13 protein-coding genes and 1 pseudogene are annotated in these 21183 nt (G+C 63.3%); 11 read left to right on the top strand and 3 right to left on the bottom strand.

The features are described 5' to 3' along the window. Positions 1-105: 105 nt before the first annotated feature. The 3 genes from NKL06_RS06495 to NKL06_RS06485 are packed head-to-tail and all read right to left on the bottom strand — an operon-like array spanning position 106 to position 2699. The gene (locus NKL06_RS06495; protein WP_023684582.1) at positions 106-1029 is read right to left on the bottom strand and encodes a carbohydrate kinase family protein; all 924 of its coding nucleotides are present in this window, start codon (positions 1027-1029) and stop codon (positions 106-108) included. Further along, complete coding sequence (locus NKL06_RS06490) at positions 1026-1472, bottom strand: RbsD/FucU family protein (protein ID WP_023684581.1); 447 nt, start codon at positions 1470-1472, stop codon at positions 1026-1028. Before NKL06_RS06490 ends, NKL06_RS06495 begins: the two co-directional genes overlap by 4 nt. After that, entirely contained in the window at positions 1473-2699 is a 1227-nt protein-coding gene (locus tag NKL06_RS06485; RefSeq protein WP_023692756.1) for an ROK family transcriptional regulator, read from the bottom strand. A 264-nt stretch (positions 2700-2963) separates the two neighbouring features. On the opposite strand from NKL06_RS06485, the gene NKL06_RS06480 reads away from it, so the two are divergent. The 11 genes and pseudogenes from NKL06_RS06480 to NKL06_RS06430 all read left to right on the top strand — a co-directional run. After that, positions 2964-3941, top strand: a complete 978-nt coding sequence (locus NKL06_RS06480) for a sugar ABC transporter substrate-binding protein (RefSeq protein WP_081725578.1) — start codon at positions 2964-2966, stop codon at positions 3939-3941. A gap of 150 nt (positions 3942-4091) precedes the next feature. Then, positions 4092-5153, top strand: coding sequence for an ABC transporter permease (locus tag NKL06_RS06475; protein WP_023670725.1), 1062 nt, complete (start codon positions 4092-4094; stop codon positions 5151-5153). After that, positions 5150-5932, top strand: coding sequence for an ATP-binding cassette domain-containing protein (locus NKL06_RS06470; RefSeq protein WP_023670726.1), 783 nt, complete (start codon positions 5150-5152; stop codon positions 5930-5932). Before NKL06_RS06475 ends, NKL06_RS06470 begins: the two co-directional genes overlap by 4 nt. 140 nt (positions 5933-6072) lie before the next feature. Continuing rightward, positions 6073-8535 carry a glycogen/starch/alpha-glucan phosphorylase gene (locus tag NKL06_RS06465; protein WP_023692757.1) on the top strand — a complete coding sequence of 821 codons (2463 nt, stop codon included), beginning with the start codon at positions 6073-6075 and terminating at the stop codon, positions 8533-8535. 71 nt (positions 8536-8606) lie between these two features. Further along, positions 8607-10820: a 1,4-alpha-glucan branching protein GlgB gene (glgB, locus tag NKL06_RS06460; protein ID WP_023692758.1), complete on the top strand. Its 2214-nt coding sequence runs from the start codon at positions 8607-8609 to the stop codon at positions 10818-10820. Between the two features lie 83 nt (positions 10821-10903). Next, complete coding sequence (glgC, locus tag NKL06_RS06455; protein WP_023670729.1) at positions 10904-12169, top strand: glucose-1-phosphate adenylyltransferase; 1266 nt, start codon at positions 10904-10906, stop codon at positions 12167-12169. Positions 12170-12188: 19 nt separating this feature from the next. Further along, positions 12189-13634 (top strand): glycogen synthase GlgA, encoded by a 1446-nt coding sequence (gene glgA, locus NKL06_RS06450; RefSeq protein WP_023692759.1) that lies wholly within the window; start codon positions 12189-12191, stop codon positions 13632-13634. 3 nt (positions 13635-13637) lie between these two features. Continuing rightward, positions 13638-15266 carry an alpha-D-glucose phosphate-specific phosphoglucomutase gene (locus NKL06_RS06445; protein WP_023692760.1) on the top strand — a complete coding sequence of 543 codons (1629 nt, stop codon included), beginning with the start codon at positions 13638-13640 and terminating at the stop codon, positions 15264-15266. Between the two features lie 157 nt (positions 15267-15423). Beyond that, on the top strand, positions 15424-17424 hold the full coding sequence (gene glgX, locus NKL06_RS06440) for a glycogen debranching protein GlgX (RefSeq protein ID WP_023692761.1): 2001 nt from the start codon (positions 15424-15426) through the stop codon (positions 17422-17424). Beyond that, a complete protein-coding gene (gene bglA / locus NKL06_RS06435) occupies positions 17424-19073 on the top strand; it encodes a beta-galactosidase BglA (protein ID WP_023692762.1) in 1650 nt (549 codons plus the stop codon). The genes glgX and bglA overlap by 1 nt, the downstream gene beginning before the upstream one ends. A gap of 421 nt (positions 19074-19494) precedes the next feature. Continuing rightward, positions 19495-20862: pseudogene (locus NKL06_RS06430) on the top strand (peptide ABC transporter substrate-binding protein); the annotation flags it as partial. Positions 20863-21183: the final 321 nt, after the last annotated feature.

Here is a 21183-nt window from a genome sequence, read left to right as displayed (position 1 = left end):
GGGCTTCGCCGCCTATTAATCCGGCCAATTCAGTGCGTCTTTCCGGCTCGCGGAAACATAAAGTGATCGGCTGCTTGCAGCGGCTGGCGGCGGACTAAGCGTGGATCAGGCGATTTCGTGCCGCCAGGGCGGGTTGGCGCCGGCCCGCGACACGGTCACCGCCGCCGCTTTGGCGCCGAGCGCCAGCGCCTGACGGATGGCGTCCTCCGAAAGGCCGCCGATCCCGGCCTTGGTGAGCAGGCCTTGCTCGTGCAGCGAGGCCAGAATGCCGGCATTGAAAGTGTCGCCGGCGCCGACCGTGTCGACCACCTCCACCTTATGCGGCATCACCGTGACCTTGTGTTCCCTGCTGTAGCCGACGGCACCTTCGCTGCCGTGGGTAACGACGATCAGCTTCGGGCCGCGATCCAGCCAGTTGCGGATGACGTCCTCATGCGAGCCGGCCTCGCCGAACCAGTGCAGATCTTCATCCGATAGCTTCACGATGTCGGCCATCGCCATCATCGAGCGGATGCGCCGGAGGTGCTTGGCTTTGTCGGGGATGAAGTTCGGCCGGATGTTGGGGTCGAGCATCATGACGCGGCGTTCGTGCTCGCGTTTCATGAATTCTTCGTAGGCAGCACCCGCCGGGTCCGAAATCAGGCTGATGGCGCCAAACAGCATGGCTTCGATCTCGGCGCCCAGTTTCGGCAGATCCTCTGTCGTCAGCATGCGCCCGGCGGTGTTTTCGTCGTAGAAAGTGTAGGTCGCCTGGCCGTTGGTGAGCCGCACGAAGGCGAGCGTGGTCGGGCGAGGGGAGGTGTGCGCATAGGTGGAGCTGACCTTGCTTGCGCCGAGCGCCTCGCGGAACTGGCCGCCGAACAGATCCGACGACAGGCCGGAAAAGAAGCCGGCGGGCGCGCCGAGGCGGCCAAGCGCGATCGCCGTGTTGAACACCGCGCCGCCGACATAGGGCGCAAAGGCCGGCTCGCCCTGTGTCGTGGTGCGCGGCAGCATGTCGATCAGGGCTTCGCCGCAGCAGAGGATCATGATTTCTTGTTCTCCGGCGGATAGATCACGCCCTTGCGGATGATGATGTTGGCGTAGAGCCGGGGTTCGCTGGTCCCGACGATCGCATATGCCGACCGGACGCGTGCATAGAAGTCGGCGCCCGCCAGCGCAACCACCTTGCGGCCCGGCGCGCGCCTGGTGCAGATCGTTTCGATTTCATGGTGGACCGGATCGGCGACCGAGGGATCGCCTTTTACCGAGGCACGAAACAGCGCTTCCGGCACGAAGTCGTCCACCGGCAGCACGCTCAAAATGGCGTCAAGCACCGGTATGAGGTGAAGACCGTCGGCGCGGATCAGCCGGTTTGCCTGTTCTTCCGCCGGATAGTTGCCGTCGACGAGCGCGATCTCGTCGCCATGGCCCATGGCGCGCAATGTCGCCAGAAGCTCCGGACCGAGCAGCGACGGAATACCGATCAGCATTCAGATGCTCCTGGAAATCGTGGTCGAACCGATGAGGAAGCGTTCGGACAGCGGCAGGCTGGCGCCGCCCAGCGCGCGGGCATGGATGCCGACGGTGCCTTCGCGCACCACCGGAAGCTTCAGCCCTTCGCCATCGATCGTACCGATCGCCTGCCTGATCGCATCGACGAGCCGGCGCCGGACAGCGAGCGGCATCCAGCCGTCGATCACCGCGGCCTCGAAATCGATCACCGAGGACGCCGCGACAATGGCGTAGGCAAGCGCCTGCGAGGCGGTGGCAATCCAGTCGTCCAGATCGGCGCCGATCTCGCCCCATTCCTGCGGCGAGGTCCAGAGATAGGAGCCGTCAATGCCGCGTGCGTTAAGCGCCTTTTCCAGCATGGCGATCGAGGCGACGTCGATGAGCTGCGTCGGCTTGCCGTCTGGTCCCGGCACCGGCATCGAACCCAGCGCCCCGGCATTTCCGGTTGGCCCGCCGAACAGCCGGCCGTTGAGCACGATGCCGCCGCCGGCAAAGGCGCCGATATAGAAATAGACGAAGTCGCGCGCCCCGCCGGTCTGGCCGAACACCAGTTCGGCGCCGCAGGCGGAGGTGGCGTCATTCTGCAGATAGACCGGGAATTCGCACTGCGCCTGGATGTCGGCACGGATGTCGCGATGGCGCCATTCGTCCATGATGTCGCGCGGCGCGCCGGCGGTGTCGGCCCAGTTCCACAGTTCGAACGGCATGGCGATGCCGAGCCCGGCAATGCGCTTGTCCTGCGCAGGTGTCAGTTCGGCGCGCATCGTCTTCATGCCTTCGGTGACGAACTCAACCGTCTCGCGCGGCGCCGGATAGCGGTAGGAGTGCTGCAGCATGGAACGCACAGTTCCGAGGAAATCGATCAGCACCAGTTCGGCGCTGCGGCGGCCGATCTTGAGGCCGATGAAGAAGGCGCCTTCGGGGTTCAGCGCCATCGGGATGGAGGGCTGGCCGATCTTGCCGCGCAACGGCGCCTGGCGCAGCAGCAGGCTGTCTTCCTCCAGTTCGCGCATGATGACCGAGACGGTCTGCGCTGAAAGCCCGGTCATGCGCGCAATGTCTGATTTGGCCAAGCTGCCATGCTGGCGAACCAACGACAGCACCAGCCGCTCATTGTGGTCGCGCATGCCGCTCTGGTTGGTGCCACGGTGGAGACGGCTGGCGGCCGCCTCGGGCGAACCGTGCCTCGCAATGCCGGTCTCCACCCTTGTTCCTTCCCTTGGTTTATTCTTACTGCTTTTGCGGCAGAATGAGTGAACCGCGCAAAGCTGTCAATAATAAATAAGAGTGATTTAATTATTGACAGGCGGCTCCCGCTGGTGTCATTTGAGGGCGCGTCCACACTGGGAGAACTTCAGTGGATGCGCTCGAGATGCCGGTTGGCGGCATCCGCATGGTTCCATGGGAGGAAGATCGTGACCAAAGCTTTATTGAAGTCCACCGTGTTCGCCGCGGCGGGCCTCGGCCTGATGGCGTTTGCTTCGACAGCATCGGCCGCCGGCGTCGGCGCCTGCCTGATCACCAAGACCGACACCAACCCCTTCTTCGTCAAGATGAAGGAGGGCGCGACCGCCAAGGCCAAGGAACTTGGCGTCGACCTCAAGACCTATGCCGGCAAGATCGACGGCGATAGCGAGAGCCAGGTGGCGGCGATCGAAAGCTGCATCGCCGACGGCGCCAAGGGCATCCTGATCACCGCGTCCGACACCAAGGGCATTGTGCCGACGGTGAAGAAGGCGCGTGACGCCGGCCTGCTGGTGATCGCGCTCGATACCCCGCTGGACCCGATCGATGCCGCCGACGCGACCTTCGCGACGGACAATCTGGAAGCCGGCAAGCTGATCGGCGCCTGGGCAGCCGCGACCCTCGGCGACAAGGCCAAGGACGCCAAGATCGGCTTCCTCGACCTGACCCCCTCACAGCCGACCGTGGATGTGCTGCGCGACCAGGGCTTCATGATGGGCTTCGGCATCGACGTGAAGGATCCCAACAAGATCGGCGATGAGGACGATGCCCGCATCGTCGGCCACGACGTCACCAACGGCAATGAAGAAGGCGGCCGCAAGGCGATGGAAAACCTTCTGCAGAAGGACAACTCCATCACCGTCATCCACACCATCAACGAGCCCGCCGCTGTCGGCGCCTACCAGGCGCTCAAGGCGGTCGGTCTCGAAAGCCAGGTGCTGATCGTCTCGGTCGATGGCGGCTGCCCCGGCGTGAAGTCGGTGACCGAAGGCGTCATTGGCGCCACCTCGCAGCAATACCCGCTGCAGATGGCGGCACTCGGCATCGAGGCGATCGCCGCCTTCGCCAAGGACGGCGCCAAGCCGAAGCCGACCGAAGGCAAGAACTTCTTCGACACCGGCGTCAACCTCGTCACCGACAAGCCGGCCAATGGCGTGAAGTCGATCGACACCAAGGAAGGCCTCGCCAAGTGCTGGGGCTGATGGCTGTCTGACAGCCAGCGACAAGCTGACGGCCGGGGGCTTGATCCCCGGCCGCTTCGGGTGGACGATGCGTCACGCGAATAATCCCGGCAGCAGACCGGACAGGCGCGAGCGGGTATCGGCATGGAGCTGAAGCCCAGGGGAGGAAACATGGCTCAAGCACAGGAATTCGAGAAGGTTCTCTCGAGCAGCGACACAAGCGTTGCCGCCTTTGACGAGCACAAATCGGCCGTCAAGCGCATCCAGCATTTCCTGCACTCCACGCCGGCGGCGGTGCCGCTGATTGTGCTGGTCCTGTCGATCGTAATTTTCGGCATCGCCATTGGCGGGCGTTTCTTCTCATCCTATACGCTGACGCTGATCCTGCAGCAGATCGCCATCGTCGGCATCCTCGGTGCCGCGCAGACACTGGTCATCCTGACCGCCGGCATCGACCTGTCGATCGGCGTGATCATGGTGATTTCGGCCGTGATCATGGGCAATTGCGCGGTCAGCTACGGCATGCCGGCCGTGCTCGCAGTGCCCATCGGGCTTGCCGCCGGCGCAGCCTGCGGCCTGCTTAACGGTTTGCTGGTCGCCTACATGAAGCTGCCGCCGTTCATCGTCACGCTCGGCACCTGGAACATCGTCATGGCGACCAACTTCATCTATTCGGCCAACGAGACGATCCGCGATACCGACGTCGACGCCCAGGCGCCGCTGCTGCATCTCTTTGCCCTGAGTTTCAAGATCGGCACGGCGGTGCTGACACTGGGCGTCATCGCCACGGTCGTGCTCGTTTTGATCCTCTGGTACGTGCTCAATCACACCGCCTGGGGCCGCCATGTCTACGCCGTTGGCGATGATCAGGAGGCGGCGAAGCTGTCTGGTATCCAGACCAAGAAAGTGTTGATGACGGTCTACACCCTTGCCGGGTTGATCGCCGCTTTCGCTGCCTGGGTTTCCATCGGCCGCAACGGCTCGATCTCGCCGTCAGCCGCCGTCACCGACTACAACCTGCAGGCGATCACCGCGACGGTGATCGGCGGCATTTCACTGTTCGGCGGGCGCGGCTCAATTCTGGGCACGCTTTTCGGCGCGATGATCGTCGGCGTCGTCTCGATGGGCCTCAACATGCTGGGCGCCGATCCGCAATGGAAGGTGCTGCTCACCGGTGTGCTGATCATCGGCGCCGTGGCGATCGACCAATGGATCAGAAAGGTTTCGGCATGACCGTGGAACCCATCCTCACCGCGCGTGGCCTGATCAAGCGCTATGGCCGCGTCACCGCCCTCGATAATGCCGACTTCGACCTCTACCCAGGCGAAATCCTGGCCGTCATCGGAGACAATGGCGCCGGCAAATCATCGCTGATCAAGGCGATTTCCGGCGCCGCCGTGCCCGACGAAGGCGAGATCCGTCTTGAAGGCAAAGCTGTCGCTTTCAAATCGCCCATGGAGGCGCGCGAGGCGGGCATCGAGACGGTCTACCAAAACCTGGCTTTGTCGCCGGCTCTGTCGATCGCCGACAACATGTTCCTCGGCCGCGAGATCCGCAAACCCGGCTTCCTCGGCGACTGGCTTCGTATGCTCGACCGGCCCGCAATGGAAAAGCGCGCCCGCGACAAGCTGACCGAGCTTGGGCTGATGACCATCCAGAACATCAGCCAGGCGGTGGAAACGCTGTCGGGTGGCCAGCGTCAGGGCGTGGCGGTGGCGCGCGCCGCCGCTTTCGGCAGCCGTGTGGTGATCATGGATGAGCCGACCGCGGCACTCGGCGTCAAGGAGAGCCGCCGCGTGCTGGAACTGATCCTCGACGTCAAGAAGCGAGGCCTGCCGATCGTGCTGATCTCGCACAACATGCCGCATGTCTTCGAGGTTGCCGACCGCATCCATATCCATCGGCTGGGTCGCCGCCTCTGCGTCATCGATCCCAAGCAATATACCATGTCCGACGCCGTCGCCTTCATGACGGGAGCGAAGGTTCCGCCGGAGGCTGCACTTGCTGCCTGATCCGCTCGACGGATAAATTGCCGCAGGGGAACTGGCGGCATGCTGGTCTAAATCGATTGAACGTATGTTGCGATGCACTAGGATAGGCTGGGACTGAGAGCGAAAGCCGGTATGATCGCAGCACGATCACGAGAGGCAGTATGACGCGAACAATGACAGCCAAAGCCCCCGATCTCGAAATACCCGATCCCAAGACGCTGGCCGACGAAGTCTTGCTGGCTCTCAAATACCGGGTCGGCAAAGGCACCTCCGTTGCCACGCAATATGATTGGCTGACAGCCTCGATCAAGGTCGTGCGCGACCGCATCGTCGATCACTGGATGCAGGCGACGCAGGAGGCCTACGCCCAGCAGGAAAAGCGCGTCTATTACCTGTCGCTCGAATTCCTCATCGGCCGGCTGATGCGCGATGCCTTCTCCAATCTCGGCCTGATGGACAATATGCGAGAAGCGCTCAAGTCGCTGGGCGTCGACCTCGACCTCATCGCCGGGCTCGAACCGGATGCAGCGCTCGGCAATGGCGGTCTTGGCCGGCTCGCCGCCTGCTTCATGGAAAGCATGGCGACCGTCGACATTCCCGCGCATGGCTACGGCATTCGCTACGCCAACGGCATGTTCCGCCAGGAGATCCATGATGGCTGGCAGGTCGAACTGCCCGAAACCTGGCTCGACCACGGCAACCCATGGGAGTTCGAGCGCCGCGAACGCGCCTTCGAGGTCGGCTTCGGCGGCTCGGTGGAATCGATCACCTCCAAGGATGGCCGGCTCGAACGTCACGTCTGGAAGCCGACCGAGCATGTCCAGGCCGTCGCCTACGACACCCCGGTGGTCGGCTGGCGCGCTAACCGCGTCAACACGCTGCGGCTTTGGTCCGGCATGCCGATCGATCCGATCCTGCTCGACAAGTTCAACGCCGGCGACCACATCGGCGCGCTGGCCGAAAGCAACAAGGCCGATGCCTTGTCGCGTGTGCTTTACCCCGCAGATTCCCACAAGGCCGGCCAGGAACTGCGGCTGCGGCAGGAATATTTCTTCTCCACCGCGTCGCTGCAGGACATCGTCCAGCGCCATCTCAGCCAGTATGGCGATCTCGCCTCGCTGCCCGACAAGGCGGCGATCCATCTCAACGACACCCATCCGGCGATCGCCGTGCCGGAGCTGATGCGCCTGCTGATGGACGTCCATGGCATGGATTTCGACCAGGCCTGGGATATTACCAAGCGCACCTTCGGCTACACCAACCACACGCTGCTACCGGAGGCGCTGGAAAGCTGGCCGGTGCCGCTGTTCGAACGGCTTTTGCCGCGCCATATGCAGATCGTCTACGCCATCAATGCGCAGGTTTTGCTTGAGGCCCGCGCCACCAACCAGTTTTCCAATGAGCAGATCAGCCGCATCTCGCTGATCCAGGAAAATGGCGACCGCCGCGTGCGCATGGGTAACCTGGCCTTTGTCGGCTCGCACTCGATCAATGGCGTGTCGGCGTTGCACACCGAGCTGATGAAGGAGACGGTGTTTGCCGATCTCCACAAGCTCTATCCCGATCGCATCAACAACAAGACCAACGGAATCACGCCACGCCGCTGGCTGATCCAGTGCAATCCAGGCCTCACCGCGCTCGCCCGCGCGGCGATCGGGGACCGTTTCCTCGACGACATCGACGCCATCAAGGGGCTCGAAGCCTTTGCCGGTGACGCCGCCTTCCGCGACAAGTTCGCCGCCGTCAAGCGCTCCAACAAGATCAAGCTCGCCAATCTGGTCGCCGACCGGCTCGGCATCAAGCTCGACCCGTCGGCGCTGTTCGACATCCAGGTCAAGCGCATCCACGAATACAAGCGCCAGCTGCTCAACATCCTGGAAGCGATCGCGCTCTACGACCAGATCCGCTCGCATCCCGAACAGGACTGGATGCCGCGCGTCAAATTCTTCGGCGGCAAAGCGGCGCCCAGCTACCACAATGCCAAGCTGATCATCAAACTGGCCAACGACGTTGCCAAGGTCATCAACAGCGACCCGTCGGTGCGCGGCCTGCTGAAAGTGGTGTTCGTGCCGAACTACAATGTCAGCCTGGCTGAGGTGATGATGCCGGCCGCCGACCTGTCCGAGCAGATTTCGACTGCCGGCATGGAGGCGTCGGGCACCGGCAACATGAAGTTCGCGCTGAACGGCGCCTTGACCATAGGCACGCTCGACGGCGCCAATGTCGAGATCAAGGAATGCGTCGGCGACGACAACATCTTCATCTTCGGCCTGAGCACGGCGGAAGTCGCCGAGCGGCGCAGCAATGGCTACAACCCGCGCGCCGTGATCGAGGGCTCCCCTGAATTGGCGCAGGCTGTTGCCGCAGTATCGTCGGGCGTGTTCTCGCCCGACCAGCCGGATCGCTACCGCGAGCTGGTCGACGGTCTCTACAACAGCGATTGGTTCATGGTGGCGGCGGATTTCGACGCCTATGCCGCCGCCCAGCGCGATGTCGACGCCGTCTGGCGCAACAGCCCCGATTGGTACGCGCGCGCTATCCGCAACGTTGCCCGCGTCGGCTGGTTCTCTTCCGATCGCACGATCCGCCAATATGCGAAAGAAATCTGGAACGTGCCCGCCTGATATGATTGCATGAGGCCCACGACAATGGGTCTTGTGCACAAGAACTGGTTCCCAGGGAGGGACACCGCCTGATGAAGAAACCGCGCGCGACCGCGACGACGAGCGGGTCGGACGGGCTGGCGTCAGCCGGCGATGTCGCCGCAATTGTTGCAGGCACGCATGGCGATCCTTTTGCAATCCTGGGCGTGCATGATGCCGGCAAGAGCCTGGTTGCCCGCTGCTTCGTCCCCAATGCCGAGTTCGTCACCGCATACACGCTGGCCGGCAAGAACGCCGGCGAACTCACGCGGCGCGACGACGCCGGTTTCTTCGAAGGCAGACTGTCGATCAAGAAGCGCCAGCCGCTGCGGTATCACGCCAAAAATGCCGGCGGCGACTGGTGGCTGACCGATCCCTATTCCTTCGGCCCGGTACTCGGCCCGATGGATGATTATTACATCGCCCAAGGGTCGCATCTCAGGCTGTTCGACAAGCTCGGCGCCCATCTCCTCGACCATGAAGGCGCGTCGGGCGTCCATTTCGCGGTCTGGGCGCCCAATGCAAGGCGCGTCTCCGTGGTCGGCGACTTCAACGAATGGGACGGCCGCCGCCATACGATGCGCGACCGCCGCGACACCGGCATCTGGGAACTGTTCATTCCCGATATCGGCGCCGGCCACCCCTATAAATACGAGATCATTGCCCCGGACGGCGTGCGCCTGCCGCTCAAGGCCGATCCGTTCGCCTTCAAGTCGGAATTGCGCCCGGCCACAGCCTCAGTGACGGCGGTGCCGCCGGCGCATGAATGGGGCGACGAGGCGCATCGCGCTTACTGGCGAAAGGCCGATCCCCGGCGCGAAGCCATATCGATCTACGAGGTCCATGCCGGTTCGTGGCAGCAGCACGATGATGGCAGCTTCCTGTCATGGGACGAACTCGCCAACCAGCTGATCCCCTATGCTGTCGAGACCGGCTTCACCCACATCGAGTTCCTGCCGATCTCCGAACATCCCTATGACCCGTCATGGGGTTATCAGACAACCGGACTTTATGCCCCCTCAGCGCGCTTCGGCGACCCCGACGGCTTCGCCCGTTTCGTCGACGGTGCGCACCGCGCCGGCGTCGGTGTCATCCTCGACTGGGTGCCGGCGCATTTCCCGGTCGACGCGCATGGCCTGGCCAATTTCGACGGCACAGCACTTTATGAGCATGCCGATCCGCGCAAGGGTTTTCATCCCGACTGGAACACCGCGATCTACAATTTCGGCCGCCGCGAGGTGGTGTCGTTCCTGGTCAACAATGCGCTGTTCTGGGCCGAGAAATACCATGTCGACGGTTTGCGCGTCGATGCGGTGGCCTCGATGCTCTACCTCGATTATTCGCGCAAGGCCGGCGAATGGATCCCCAACGAGAAGGGCGGCCGCGAAAACCTCGAAGCAGTCTCCTTCCTGCAGAAGATGAACAAGGAGGTCTACGGCCACCATCCCGGCGTGATGACCATCGCCGAGGAATCGACCTCATGGCCGAAGGTCTCGGCGCCGGTGCATGAAGGCGGACTGGGCTTCGGCTTCAAATGGAACATGGGCTTCATGCACGACACGCTGGAGTATTTCGCCAAGGAGCCGATCTTCCGCAAACATCACCACAACGACCTGACCTTCGGCCTGACCTACGCCTTTTCCGAGAATTTCGTGCTGCCGCTGTCCCATGACGAGGTCGTGCACGGCAAGGGCACGCTGCTCGGCAAGATGGCCGGCGACGACTGGCAGAAGTTCGCGACTTTGCGCGCCTTTTACGCCTTCATGTGGGGCTATCCCGGCAAGAAGCTGTTGTTCATGGGCCAGGAATTCGCCCAGCACCGCGAGTGGAGCGAGGCGCGCGCGCTCGACTGGAACCTGCTCGACTTCCACCCGCATCGCGGCGTCTGGCAGACGGTGCGCGACCTAAACTATCTCTATCGCTCGCGCCCAGCGCTGCATGCACGCGACTGCGAGCCGGACGGCTTCTCCTGGCTGATCGTCGACGACAAGGAAAATTCGGTCTTCGCCTGGCTGCGCAGCGCGCCCGGCGGCAACCCGATCGCCGTCATTTCCAACTTCACGCCAGTGCCGCGCGACAATTATCGCGTGCCATTGCCCAAGGTCGGCAAATGGCGCGAAATCATCAACACCGACGCTTCGGACTACGGTGGTTCGGGCAAGGGCAATGGCGGTGTGGTCGAAGCCAGGGCGGAAGGAGGAGGCATTTCGGCAACGATGCTTTTGCCGCCGCTGTCGACGATCATGCTTGAACTCGTTGCGGACTAGGTCCGTCAACTCGTTTCGGATTAGGTCCGTCGACTCGTTGCGGACCGGGCGATGCTCCAGACTGGTAATTTGGGAGGGTAAAAATGGCAGACTTGAAGAGAACCCAGCCGCTGGCGCGCGATGCCATGGCCTATGTGCTGGCCGGCGGCCGCGGCAGCCGGCTCAAGGAATTGACCGACCGCAGGGCCAAGCCGGCTGTCTATTTCGGCGGCAAGACGCGCATCATCGATTTCGCGCTGTCCAATGCGCTGAATTCCGGCATCCGCCGCCTCGGTGTCGCCACCCAGTACAAGGCGCATTCGCTGATCCGCCACCTGCAGCGCGGCTGGAACTTCCTGCGGCCGGAGCGAAACGAAAGCTTCGACATCCTGCCGGCCAGCCAGCGTGTCTCGGAAACGCAGTGGTATGAAGGCACCGCCGACGCCGTCTACCAGAACATCGATATTATCGAAGCCTATGGCCCCGAATACATGGTCATCCTCGCCGGCGACCACATCTACAAGATGGACTACGAGCTGATGCTGCGTCAGCACGTCGACGCCAATGCCGACGTCACCGTCGGTTGCCTCGAAGTGCCGCGCATGGAAGCGACCGGCTTCGGTGTCATGCATGTCGACGGCAAGGACAACATCATCGCGTTCGTCGAAAAGCCCGCCGACCCGCCCGGCATTCCCGACAAGCCGGAATTCGCGCTGGCTTCGATGGGCATCTATGTCTTCAAGACCAAGTTCCTGATGGAGCAGCTGCGCCGCGATGCCGCCGAGCCGGGTTCAAGCCGCGACTTCGGCAAGGACATCATCCCCTACATCGTCCAGCACGGTAAGGCGATCGCGCATCGCTTCGCCAAATCCTGCGTGCGCTCGACGGCCGAGAACGAGGCCTATTGGCGCGATGTCGGCACGGTCGACGCCTACTGGGAAGCCAATATCGACCTGACCGACATTACCCCCGAACTCGACCTCTACGACCGTGACTGGCCGATCTGGACCTATGCCGAATTGAAGCCGCCGGCAAAGTTCGTGCATGACGAGGATGGCCGGCGCGGTTCGGCCGTCTCCTCGCTCGTCTCAGGCGATTGCATCGTCTCGGGTGCTTCGCTGAAGCGCAGCCTGATCTTCACCGGCGCGCGCATCAACTCCTATTCGACGCTGGAAGAGGTCGTCATGCTGCCCGACGTTCATGTCGGCCGGAACGCAAAGTTGAAGCGCGTCGTCATCGACCACGGTGTAAGGATACCGGAAGGGCTGGTGGTTGGCGAAGACCCTGTTCTCGACGCCAAGCGTTTCCGGGTTTCGGAAAAGGGCATCTGCCTGGTCACGCAGGACATGATCGACAAGCTGAAGCTGTAAGACGGGGTACCATAAACGCATGCAGGTTCTGTCGGTCACGCCCGAGATATTCCCGCTGATCAAGACCGGCGGACTTGCCGACGTGACCGGCGCATTGCCGATCGCGCTGGCCGCCAAGGGCGTGACCATGCGCACGCTCATCCCCGGCTTTCCCCAGGTGATGGACGCCTTCAAGAAAAAGAAGGCTGTCTACCAATACCCGCTGCTGCAGGGCGGCAAGGCTTCGGTCCATGCCGTCAAGATCGCCGGGCTCGACCTGTTCGTGCTCGACGCGCCGCATCTCTACGACCGTCCCGGCGGCCCTTACGGCAATGCGGCCGGCGCCGATTGGCCCGACAATTGGCGGCGTTTTGCTGCGCTGAGCCAGGTCGGTGGCGATATCGCCGGCGGCGCCATTTCCGGCTACCAGCCGGATCTCGTCCACGCCCATGACTGGCAGTCGGCGATGACGCTGGCCTATATGCGCTACGGCAAGGCGGTCGGCGTGCCGTCGCTGATCACGGTTCACAACCTTGCCTTCCAGGGTCAGTTCGGCGCCGGCATTTTTGGCGAGCTCGGCTTGCCGGCCGCGGCGATGGCGCTCGACGGCGTAGAATACTATGGCGGCGTCGGCTTCCTCAAGGCCGGCCTGCAGGCGGCCTGGGCGATCACCACGGTGAGCCCCACCTATGCCCAGGAAATCCGCTCGCCGGAATTCGGCATGGGCCTCGACGGCCTGATCAACATGCGCTCTTCCGACCTCTACGGCATCGTCAACGGCATCGACACCGACATCTGGAACCCGGAGACCGACAAGCATCTGGTGTCGGCCTACTCCGCCGCGACGCTCAAGGCTCGGCTTCCCAACCGGGCGGTTGTCGAGGACCGCTTCAGCCTCGAGCGCGACGACAGTCCGATCGTCTGCGTCGTCAGCCGGCTGACCTGGCAGAAGGGCATGGACATACTGGCGGCTGTGGTCGACGGCGTCGTCGCCACCGGCGCGCGGCTGGCGATCCTCGGCTCAGGCGACGCCGGCCTGGAAGGCGCGCTGCTGGCTGCCACCGCCCGCCATCGCGGCCGTGTCGGCGTCGTCGTCGGCTATGACGAGGGGCTTTCCCACACCATGCAGGGCGGCTGCGACGCCATCGTCATCCCGTCGCGCTTCGAGCCTTGCGGGCTGACCCAGCTTTACGGCCTGCGCTATGGCTGCGTGCCGGTCGTCGCCCGCACCGGCGGCCTTGCCGACACCATCATCGACGCCAATGAAGCAGCGATCTCGGCCGGTGTCGCCACCGGCTTCCAGTTCGCGCCCAATAGTGGCGGCGCCATGCTGCACGCCATCCGCCGGCTGGTCGATGCGCATTCGAGCCCGGCCGTCTGGGAACAGATCCAGCGCCAGGGCATGAAGGCCGATGTCTCCTGGGACAAGAGCGCCGACAAATACGTTGAACTCTACCGCCTGCTGCTTTCGAAAAGGGTTGCCTGAAGCATGATCCGGACCGTCGCCACCAAACCCTATCTCGACCAGAAACCCGGCACGTCCGGCCTGCGCAAGAAGGTGCCTGTCTTTCAGCAGGAGCACTATGCCGAGAACTTCATCCAGTCGATCTTCGACGCGCTGGAGGGCTTTGAGGGCAAGACGCTGGTGATCGGCGGCGACGGCCGCTTCTACAACCGCGAGGTCATCCAGAAGGCCATCGCCATGGCGGCGGCCAACGGCTTCGGCAAGGTGATGGTCGGGCAGGGCGGCATATTGTCGACGCCGGCGGCGTCGCATGTCATCCGCAAATACAAGACCTTCGGCGGCATCATCCTGTCGGCCAGTCACAATCCGGGCGGCCCGCACGAGGATTTCGGCATCAAGTACAATGCCGGCAATGGCGGCCCGGCGCCGGAAAAGCTGACCGACGCGATCTTCGAAAAGACCAAGACGATTTCGAGCTTCAAGACCGCCGACATCGACCAGATCGACATCGACAAGATCGGCACGGTGACCGCCGGCGGCATGGCAGTCGAGATTATCGACCCGGTCACCGACTATGCCGAATTGATGGAGAGCCTGTTCGACTTCGACGCCATCCGCGCCAATTTCAAATACGGCTTCCGCATGCGCTTCGACGCCATGCATGCGGTCACCGGCCCGTATGCCAAGGAAATCCTCGAGCGCCGGCTCGGCGCGGAGAATGGCACCTGCCGCAACTACAAGCCGCTGCCGGATTTTGGCGGCCATCACCCGGATCCGAACCTGGTCCACGCCAAGCATCTCTATGACGAGATGATGGGACCGGATGCGCCCGATTTCGGCGCCGCTTCCGACGGCGACGGTGACCGCAATCTCATCATCGGCAAGGGCATTTTCGTCACCCCGTCGGATTCGGTGGCCATGCTTGCCGCCAATGCGCAATTGGCGCCGGGCTACAAGGACGGCCTCAAAGGCATCGCCCGCTCGATGCCGACCAGCGGCGCTGCCGACCGCGTCGCCGAACAGCTCGGCATCGGCATCTACGAAACGCCGACCGGTTGGAAGTTCTTCGGCAATCTGCTCGATGCCGGCATGGCAACGATCTGCGGCGAGGAAAGCGCCGGCACCGGCTCGAACCATGTCCGTGAAAAGGACGGGCTGTGGGCGGTGCTGTTGTGGCTGAACATCCTGGCCGTGCGCGGCGAAAGCTGCAAAGACGTCGTCACCGAACATTGGGCGACCTACGGCCGCAATTACTATTCACGTCATGACTATGAGGAGGTCGAAACCGGGCGCGCCAACGCCCTGGTCGACGAGTTGCGCGCCAAGCTCGCTTCGCTGCCCGGCACCAGCGTGCGCGGACTGAAGATCGCCAATGCCGACGACTTCGCCTATCACGATCCCGTCGACGGTTCGGTGAGCAAGAACCAGGGCATCCGCATCCTGTTCGAAGGCGGCTCGCGTGTCGTGTTTCGTTTGTCCGGCACCGGCACGTCGGGTGCTACGCTGCGCGTCTACATCGAGCGCTACGAGCCGGACAAAGCGCGGCATGATCTCGACACGCAAGAGGCGCTCGCCGACCTGATCGCGGCTGCCGATGATATCGCCGGGATCAAGAGCCACACCGGGCGCAACAAGCCGAGCGTGATTACTTGAGGGTGGTGACGTCTTTACCCTCCCCCTTGTGGGGAGGGTCGATCCGCGCAGCGGATCGGGTTGGGGGTGCTCGTAAAGCGCTTTCCCCGCGCCGACCCCCACCCCGCTCACTTCGTTCGCGACCCTCCCCACAAGGGGGAGGGTGGAGGATGCGCCGATGACCCAGCTCGGCGCAACCGTCACTCCCGAAGGCATCCGCTTCGCCGCCTGGTCGTCGTCCGCGCGGCGGCTCTGGGTGTCGATCTTCGACGACACTGGCGCTCGCGAAACCGACCGGCTCGAACTCCAGCCGGAAGGCGAGGGCGTCCATGCGCTGTTCGTCGCCGGCCTTGCCGCAGGTACGTGCTACGGCTTTCGCGCCGACGGCGAATATGCGCCGGAGCGCGGGCTGTGGTTCGATCCCGACAAGCTGCTCACCGATCCCTACGCCGTCGAGATCGACCGGCCCTACCAGCATCATTGGCGGCTTGCCGCCCGGCGCAACGAAGGCGCCGACACCGCGCCACTGATGCCGAAGACCATCGCGCGGGCTCAACCGAAGCCGCTGCCGGCCAAGCCGCCTTTGTTCCAGCCAGGCGGCCTGATCTACGAACTCAACGTCCGCTCCTTCACCAGGCTGCATCCGGACGTGCCCGAAGCGCAGCGCGGCACCATTGCAGCCCTTGCCCATCCGGCTATCGTCGAACATCTCAAGAAGATCGGCGTCTCCGCCGTTGAGCTGATGCCCGTGACGGCATGGGTCGATGAGCGCCATTTGCCGCCGCTGGGCCTCAGCAATGCCTGGGGCTACAACCCAGTTACCTTCATGGCGCTCGACCCGCGCCTGGCGCCCGGCGGCATCGCCGAGTTGCGCGATACTGTGGGGGTGCTGCGCAGGGTTGGCATTGGCACCATCCTCGATCTCGTCTTCAATCATACCGGCGAAAGTGACCGGCTCGGGCCGACGCTGTCGCTGCGCGGCCTCGACAATCAAGCCTACTACCGCAGCGAGCAGGACGGCAGGTTGGCCAACGATACCGGCACCGGCAATACCATTGCCTGCGACCATCCGGTCGTTCGCGACATGGTACTCGACACGCTGCGCCATTTCGTCCGCCATGCCGGCGTCGACGGTTTCCGCTTCGACTTGGCGCCGGTCCTCGGCCGCGTCGATGGCGTATTCGATCCGGCGGCCCCGTTGCTCGAGACCATCGCTGGCGATCCTCTGCTTGCCGATAGGGTGCTGATCGCCGAGCCGTGGGACATCGGCCCGAATGGCTATCAGCTCGGCAATTTCCGGCCGCCTTACCTCGAATGGAACGACCGCTACCGCGACGACGTCAGGCGCTTCTGGCGCGGCGATGCCGGCGCGGTCGGTGCGCTGGCGACAAGGCTCGCCGGCTCCTCCGATGTGTTCGGCAGGGAGGGCCAATCCGCCAGCCGCACGGTCAACTTCATCGCCGCGCACGATGGCATGACGCTGGCCGATATCGTCGCTTATGAAGCCAAGCACAACCAAGCCAATGGCGAGAAGAACCGCGACGGCCACAATGAGAACCTGTCCTGGAACAACGGCGTCGAGGGCGAAACCTCGGACAAGGCGATTGCCGAGGCCCGTTCCCATGATCGCTTCGCGCTGCTCGCCACTCTGTTTGCCTCGCGCGGCACCATCATGCTGACGGCGGGCGATGAATTCGGCCGCACGCAAGGGGGCAACAACAACGCCTATGCGCAGGACAACGCCATCACCTGGCTCGACTGGGCCGGGCGCGACGTCGGGCTGGAAGCCCATGTGTCGGCGCTCGCAGCTCTGCGCGGCGCGGTGCCGGCGCTTTCCGATACGCGCTTCCTGACCGGAGAGCCGCCGGACGGTTCTGATGTGCCCGACGTCGCCTGGCTGACCGAGACCGGCGCGCCGCTCGGCGAAGCCGACTGGAACGATGGCTCGCGCCATCGCCTCGTCATGCTGCTCGGCGATGGCGAGGAAGGCCGCCTGGCTGTGATCGTCAATGGCGATCGCCGCCAATGCGTCTTCACGCTGCCCGCGCGGCAAGGGTTTGAATGGCAGCCGGCTGTTGAAGCGCAAGCGGTCGACCTCGCGTGGCCGCTGCCCGGCCGCAGTGTCAGTTTCATGATCGAGCGCCGGACCGCAAAGGCCCGCGCCAGGAAGGGTCCGTGATGGCCGACGACAATGCCCAGCCGGGACCCGAACAGAGCGCCGACTGGTGGCGCGGCTGCGTCATCTACCAGATCTATCCTCGCTCCTTCCAGGACACCACCGGCGACGGCAGCGGCGACCTCTCAGGCATCACCTCACGGCTGGCGTACGTCGCCTCGCTCGGCGTCGACGCCGTCTGGCTGTCGCCCTTCTTCAAATCGCCAATGGCCGATATGGGCTACGACGTCTCCGACTATCAGGCGGTCGATCCGATGTTCGGCACGCTCGACGACTTTGACGCGCTGGTTGCCGAGGCGCACAGGCTCGGCCTGAAGGTGATCATCGATCAGGTGTTGTCGCACTCCTCCGACAAGCACGAATGGTTTGTAGAGAGCCGTGCCAGCAAGGATAATCCCAAGGCTGACTGGTATGTCTGGGCCGACACCAGGCCGGACGGCAACGCGCCCAACAACTGGCTGTCGGTCTTCGGCGGCCCGGCCTGGGAGTGGGACGCGACCCGCCGGCAATACTACATGCACAATTTCCTCGCCTCGCAGCCGGACCTCAACTTCCACAATCCTGAGGTTCAAGACGCGTTGTTGCAGACGGTGCGGTTCTGGCTCGAGCGCGGCGTCGACGGCTTCCGCCTGGATACGGTCAACTACTATGTCCACGACCGCTGGCTGCGCAGCAATCCGCCGCTGGCGTCGAGCGTCGCCGGCACCAATGGCGAAACCAACACCTATCTCTTCCAGGAGCATCTGTTCGACAAGACGCAACCGGAAAACCTCGGTTTCCTCAGGCGCTTCCGCGCTTTGCTCGACGAATATGACGGCCGCGCCAGTGTCGGCGAGGTCGGCGACGAAGGCCGTTCGCTGCAGACGCTGGCCGCCTACACATCCGGCGGCGACAAGCTCAACATGTGCTACACCTTCGACCTGCTCGGTCAGCAATTCTCAGCCGCCCATGTGCGCGGCTGCGTCGAGGCCTTCGAGGCAGCTGTCGCCGACGGCTGGGTCTGCTGGGCGTTCTCCAACCACGATGTCGTGCGCCATGTCAGCCGCTGGACGCGGCCGGGCGGCGATCCAGATGCGGTGGCGACATTCGCTATCGCTTTGCTCTCCTGCCTGCGGGGCTCGATCTGTCTCTACCAAGGCGAAGAGCTTGGGCTGGAGGAGGCGGAACTGACCTTCGAGGATCTGCGCGATCCCGTCGGCATCCGTTTCTGGCCGGGGGTAAAGGGCAGGGACGGCTGCCGCACACCGATGGTCTGGGAAGCGGGCGCCGACAATGCCGGTTTTTCCTCGGGAAAACCCTGGCTGCCGGTGCCGGAAAGCCACCGCGCTCGGGCGGTCGATATCCAGAACGCCGACGACAAGTCCGTGCTCGCCGGCTACCGGACGATGCTCGCCTTGCGCAAGGCGCATCTGGCGCTGGTCAAGGGCCCGATCCGCTTTCTCGATACCGACGGCGATGTCCTTGCCTTCATCCGGCAGGGCGAGGACGCGATATTGCTCTGCGTCTTCAATTTCGCCGACAAGCCGGCCGACTGGCGGCTGCCGCCGGATCTCCAGCCTGTCGAGACGATCGCTCTGGGTGGCGGTGCCGTCCTGCAGGAGGAGGGGCTGTTGCTGCCGGCCCTGGGCTGGTTTGTCGGCAAGGTAGGCTGATCTTCAGGGACGCCGTCCGGCGTCAACAAAGATCGTGTCCGCATGCAACCGTGCCGAGTGATCCGTGCAACGCCACCGGCGCCATGTTTTTCATTTTCGGGCTTCTTCGGTACTTTCGTCGAGCTTGGCCACGAACGGCATTCCTGGAATGTTTCCAGATGGTTGCGCCAATTACAACTGCTGAGGGCAAAACGCAAAATTACAGGACAACCGCGAGCTGCACCCAATTGAACCTGGTAATATAGATTAGCTATGGCTGGTTTAGGGTGAGGATGCTCACTTAGCGTCAAGCAAGACTCGGTTGAAATAATATTTCCGTCTGTCTAGTCTCCTGCCACCAGCTGCCGGGACGGGAACCGGCGGCGCGCTCGAAGGGGCCAGAAATCGGTTCCGGGGCGTCAACACTCGTAAGGCGCAGCCGATGGGCAGCGCCACAGGGAGAGACTTCATGCTGAAAAATATGCTGAAGGCGACGCTTGTCGCCGCGACCATGACCTTTGCCGCAGGCACGTTCCTGACGCCGGCCCTTGCCGAGACCGTCTATAACAGAGGCAGCGCCGCCGAAGCGGAGACGGTCGATCCGCACAAGACCTCGACCGTCTACGAAGCCGATATCATACGCGACCTGTTCCAGGGACTGGTCATGCACGATCAGAAGACGAACCTCATCCCGGGCGCCGCCGAAAGCTGGACGGTATCGGATGACGGCACCGTCTACACCTTCAAGCTGCGCAAGGACGGCTTGTGGTCGGATGGCAGCCCGGTGACGGCCGAGGACTTCGTCTATTCCTTCCGTCGGCTTGAGGATCCGGCGACCGCCGCCGAATACGCTTCCATGCTCTATCCCGTGAAGAACGCCGAGGAAGTCAACACCAAGAAAGGCAAGCCCGAGGACATGGGCGTCAAGGCGATCGACACCAACACCCTGGAGGTGACGCTGAAGGCGCCGACGCCATACTTCCTCGAGATGCTGACCCACCAGGCTACCTATCCGGTCAACAAGGCCTCGATCGACAAGCTCGGCGCCGACTGGATCAAGGCGGGCAATCTCGTTTCGAACGGCGCCTATACGCTGGCCGAGTGGATTCCCAACGACCACATGAAGCTGGTCAAAAATCCGAAATTCTGGGATGCCGCGACCGTCAAGATGGACGTCGTCAACTACATCCCGACCGAAGACCGCTCATCGGCGATGAAGCGCTTCGAGGCCGGCGAACTCGACAGCTACGGCGACTTGCCGACCGAACAGCTCGCTGACCTCAAGACCAAGTTCGGCGATCAGGTCCGTGTCGGACCGTATCTCGGCACCTACTATTACGCGATCAAGACCGACAAGGCACCGTGGGACAATGTCGAGCTGCGCAACGCCATCTCGATGGCGATCGACCGCGACTTCCTGGCCGAAAAGGTCTGGCAGAATTCCATGCTGCCTGGCTATTCGATGGTGCCTCCGGGCATCGCCGGCTACACGCCGGCAATGGCCAAATACGCCGACATGCCGCAGATCGACCGCGAGGACGCCGCCAAGAAGATCCTTGAGAAACTCGGCTATACGCCCGAGCATCCGCTGAAGATGGAGATCCGCTACAACACCTCGGAAAACCACAAGAACACCGCGGTTGCCATCCAGGAACAGTTGAAGCCGCTTGGCGTCGAGATCACGCTGCTCAACACCGATACCAAGACCCACTATTCCTTCCTCGAGCAGAAGGGCAACTACGACGTGGCGCGTGCCGCCTGGATCGCCGACTACAAGGATCCCGAGACCTTCCTCGGCATCACCCGCAAGGCCAGCGGCAACAACTATTCGAGCTACGTCAGCCCGGCATATGAGGCGGCCATGGACAAGGCCGCGGCTGCCGGCGGCAAGCCGGAAGAGCGCATGAAGGACCTCACCGAGGCCGAGCGCATCCTTGTCGATGACGTCGGCAACATTCCGCTTCTCTACTACAGCTTCCACGATATCGTTTCCTCGAAGCTGCATGGCTTCGATGACAATGTGATGGACATCCATCCGTCCCGCTTCGTCTCCAAGGACTGATAATCATCCTTGACTGGACCGCCCCGCCCCCTCCGGGCGGGGCGGACTGGTCGGTCATCGCACCGGTCC

The sequence above is a fragment of the Mesorhizobium sp. C268A genome (assembly GCF_040324475.1).
Taxonomy (GTDB): Bacteria; Pseudomonadota; Alphaproteobacteria; order Rhizobiales; family Rhizobiaceae; genus Mesorhizobium.
Note: the sequence above shows the minus strand (reverse complement) of the source record. Positions and strands in the feature narration are given on the sequence as shown.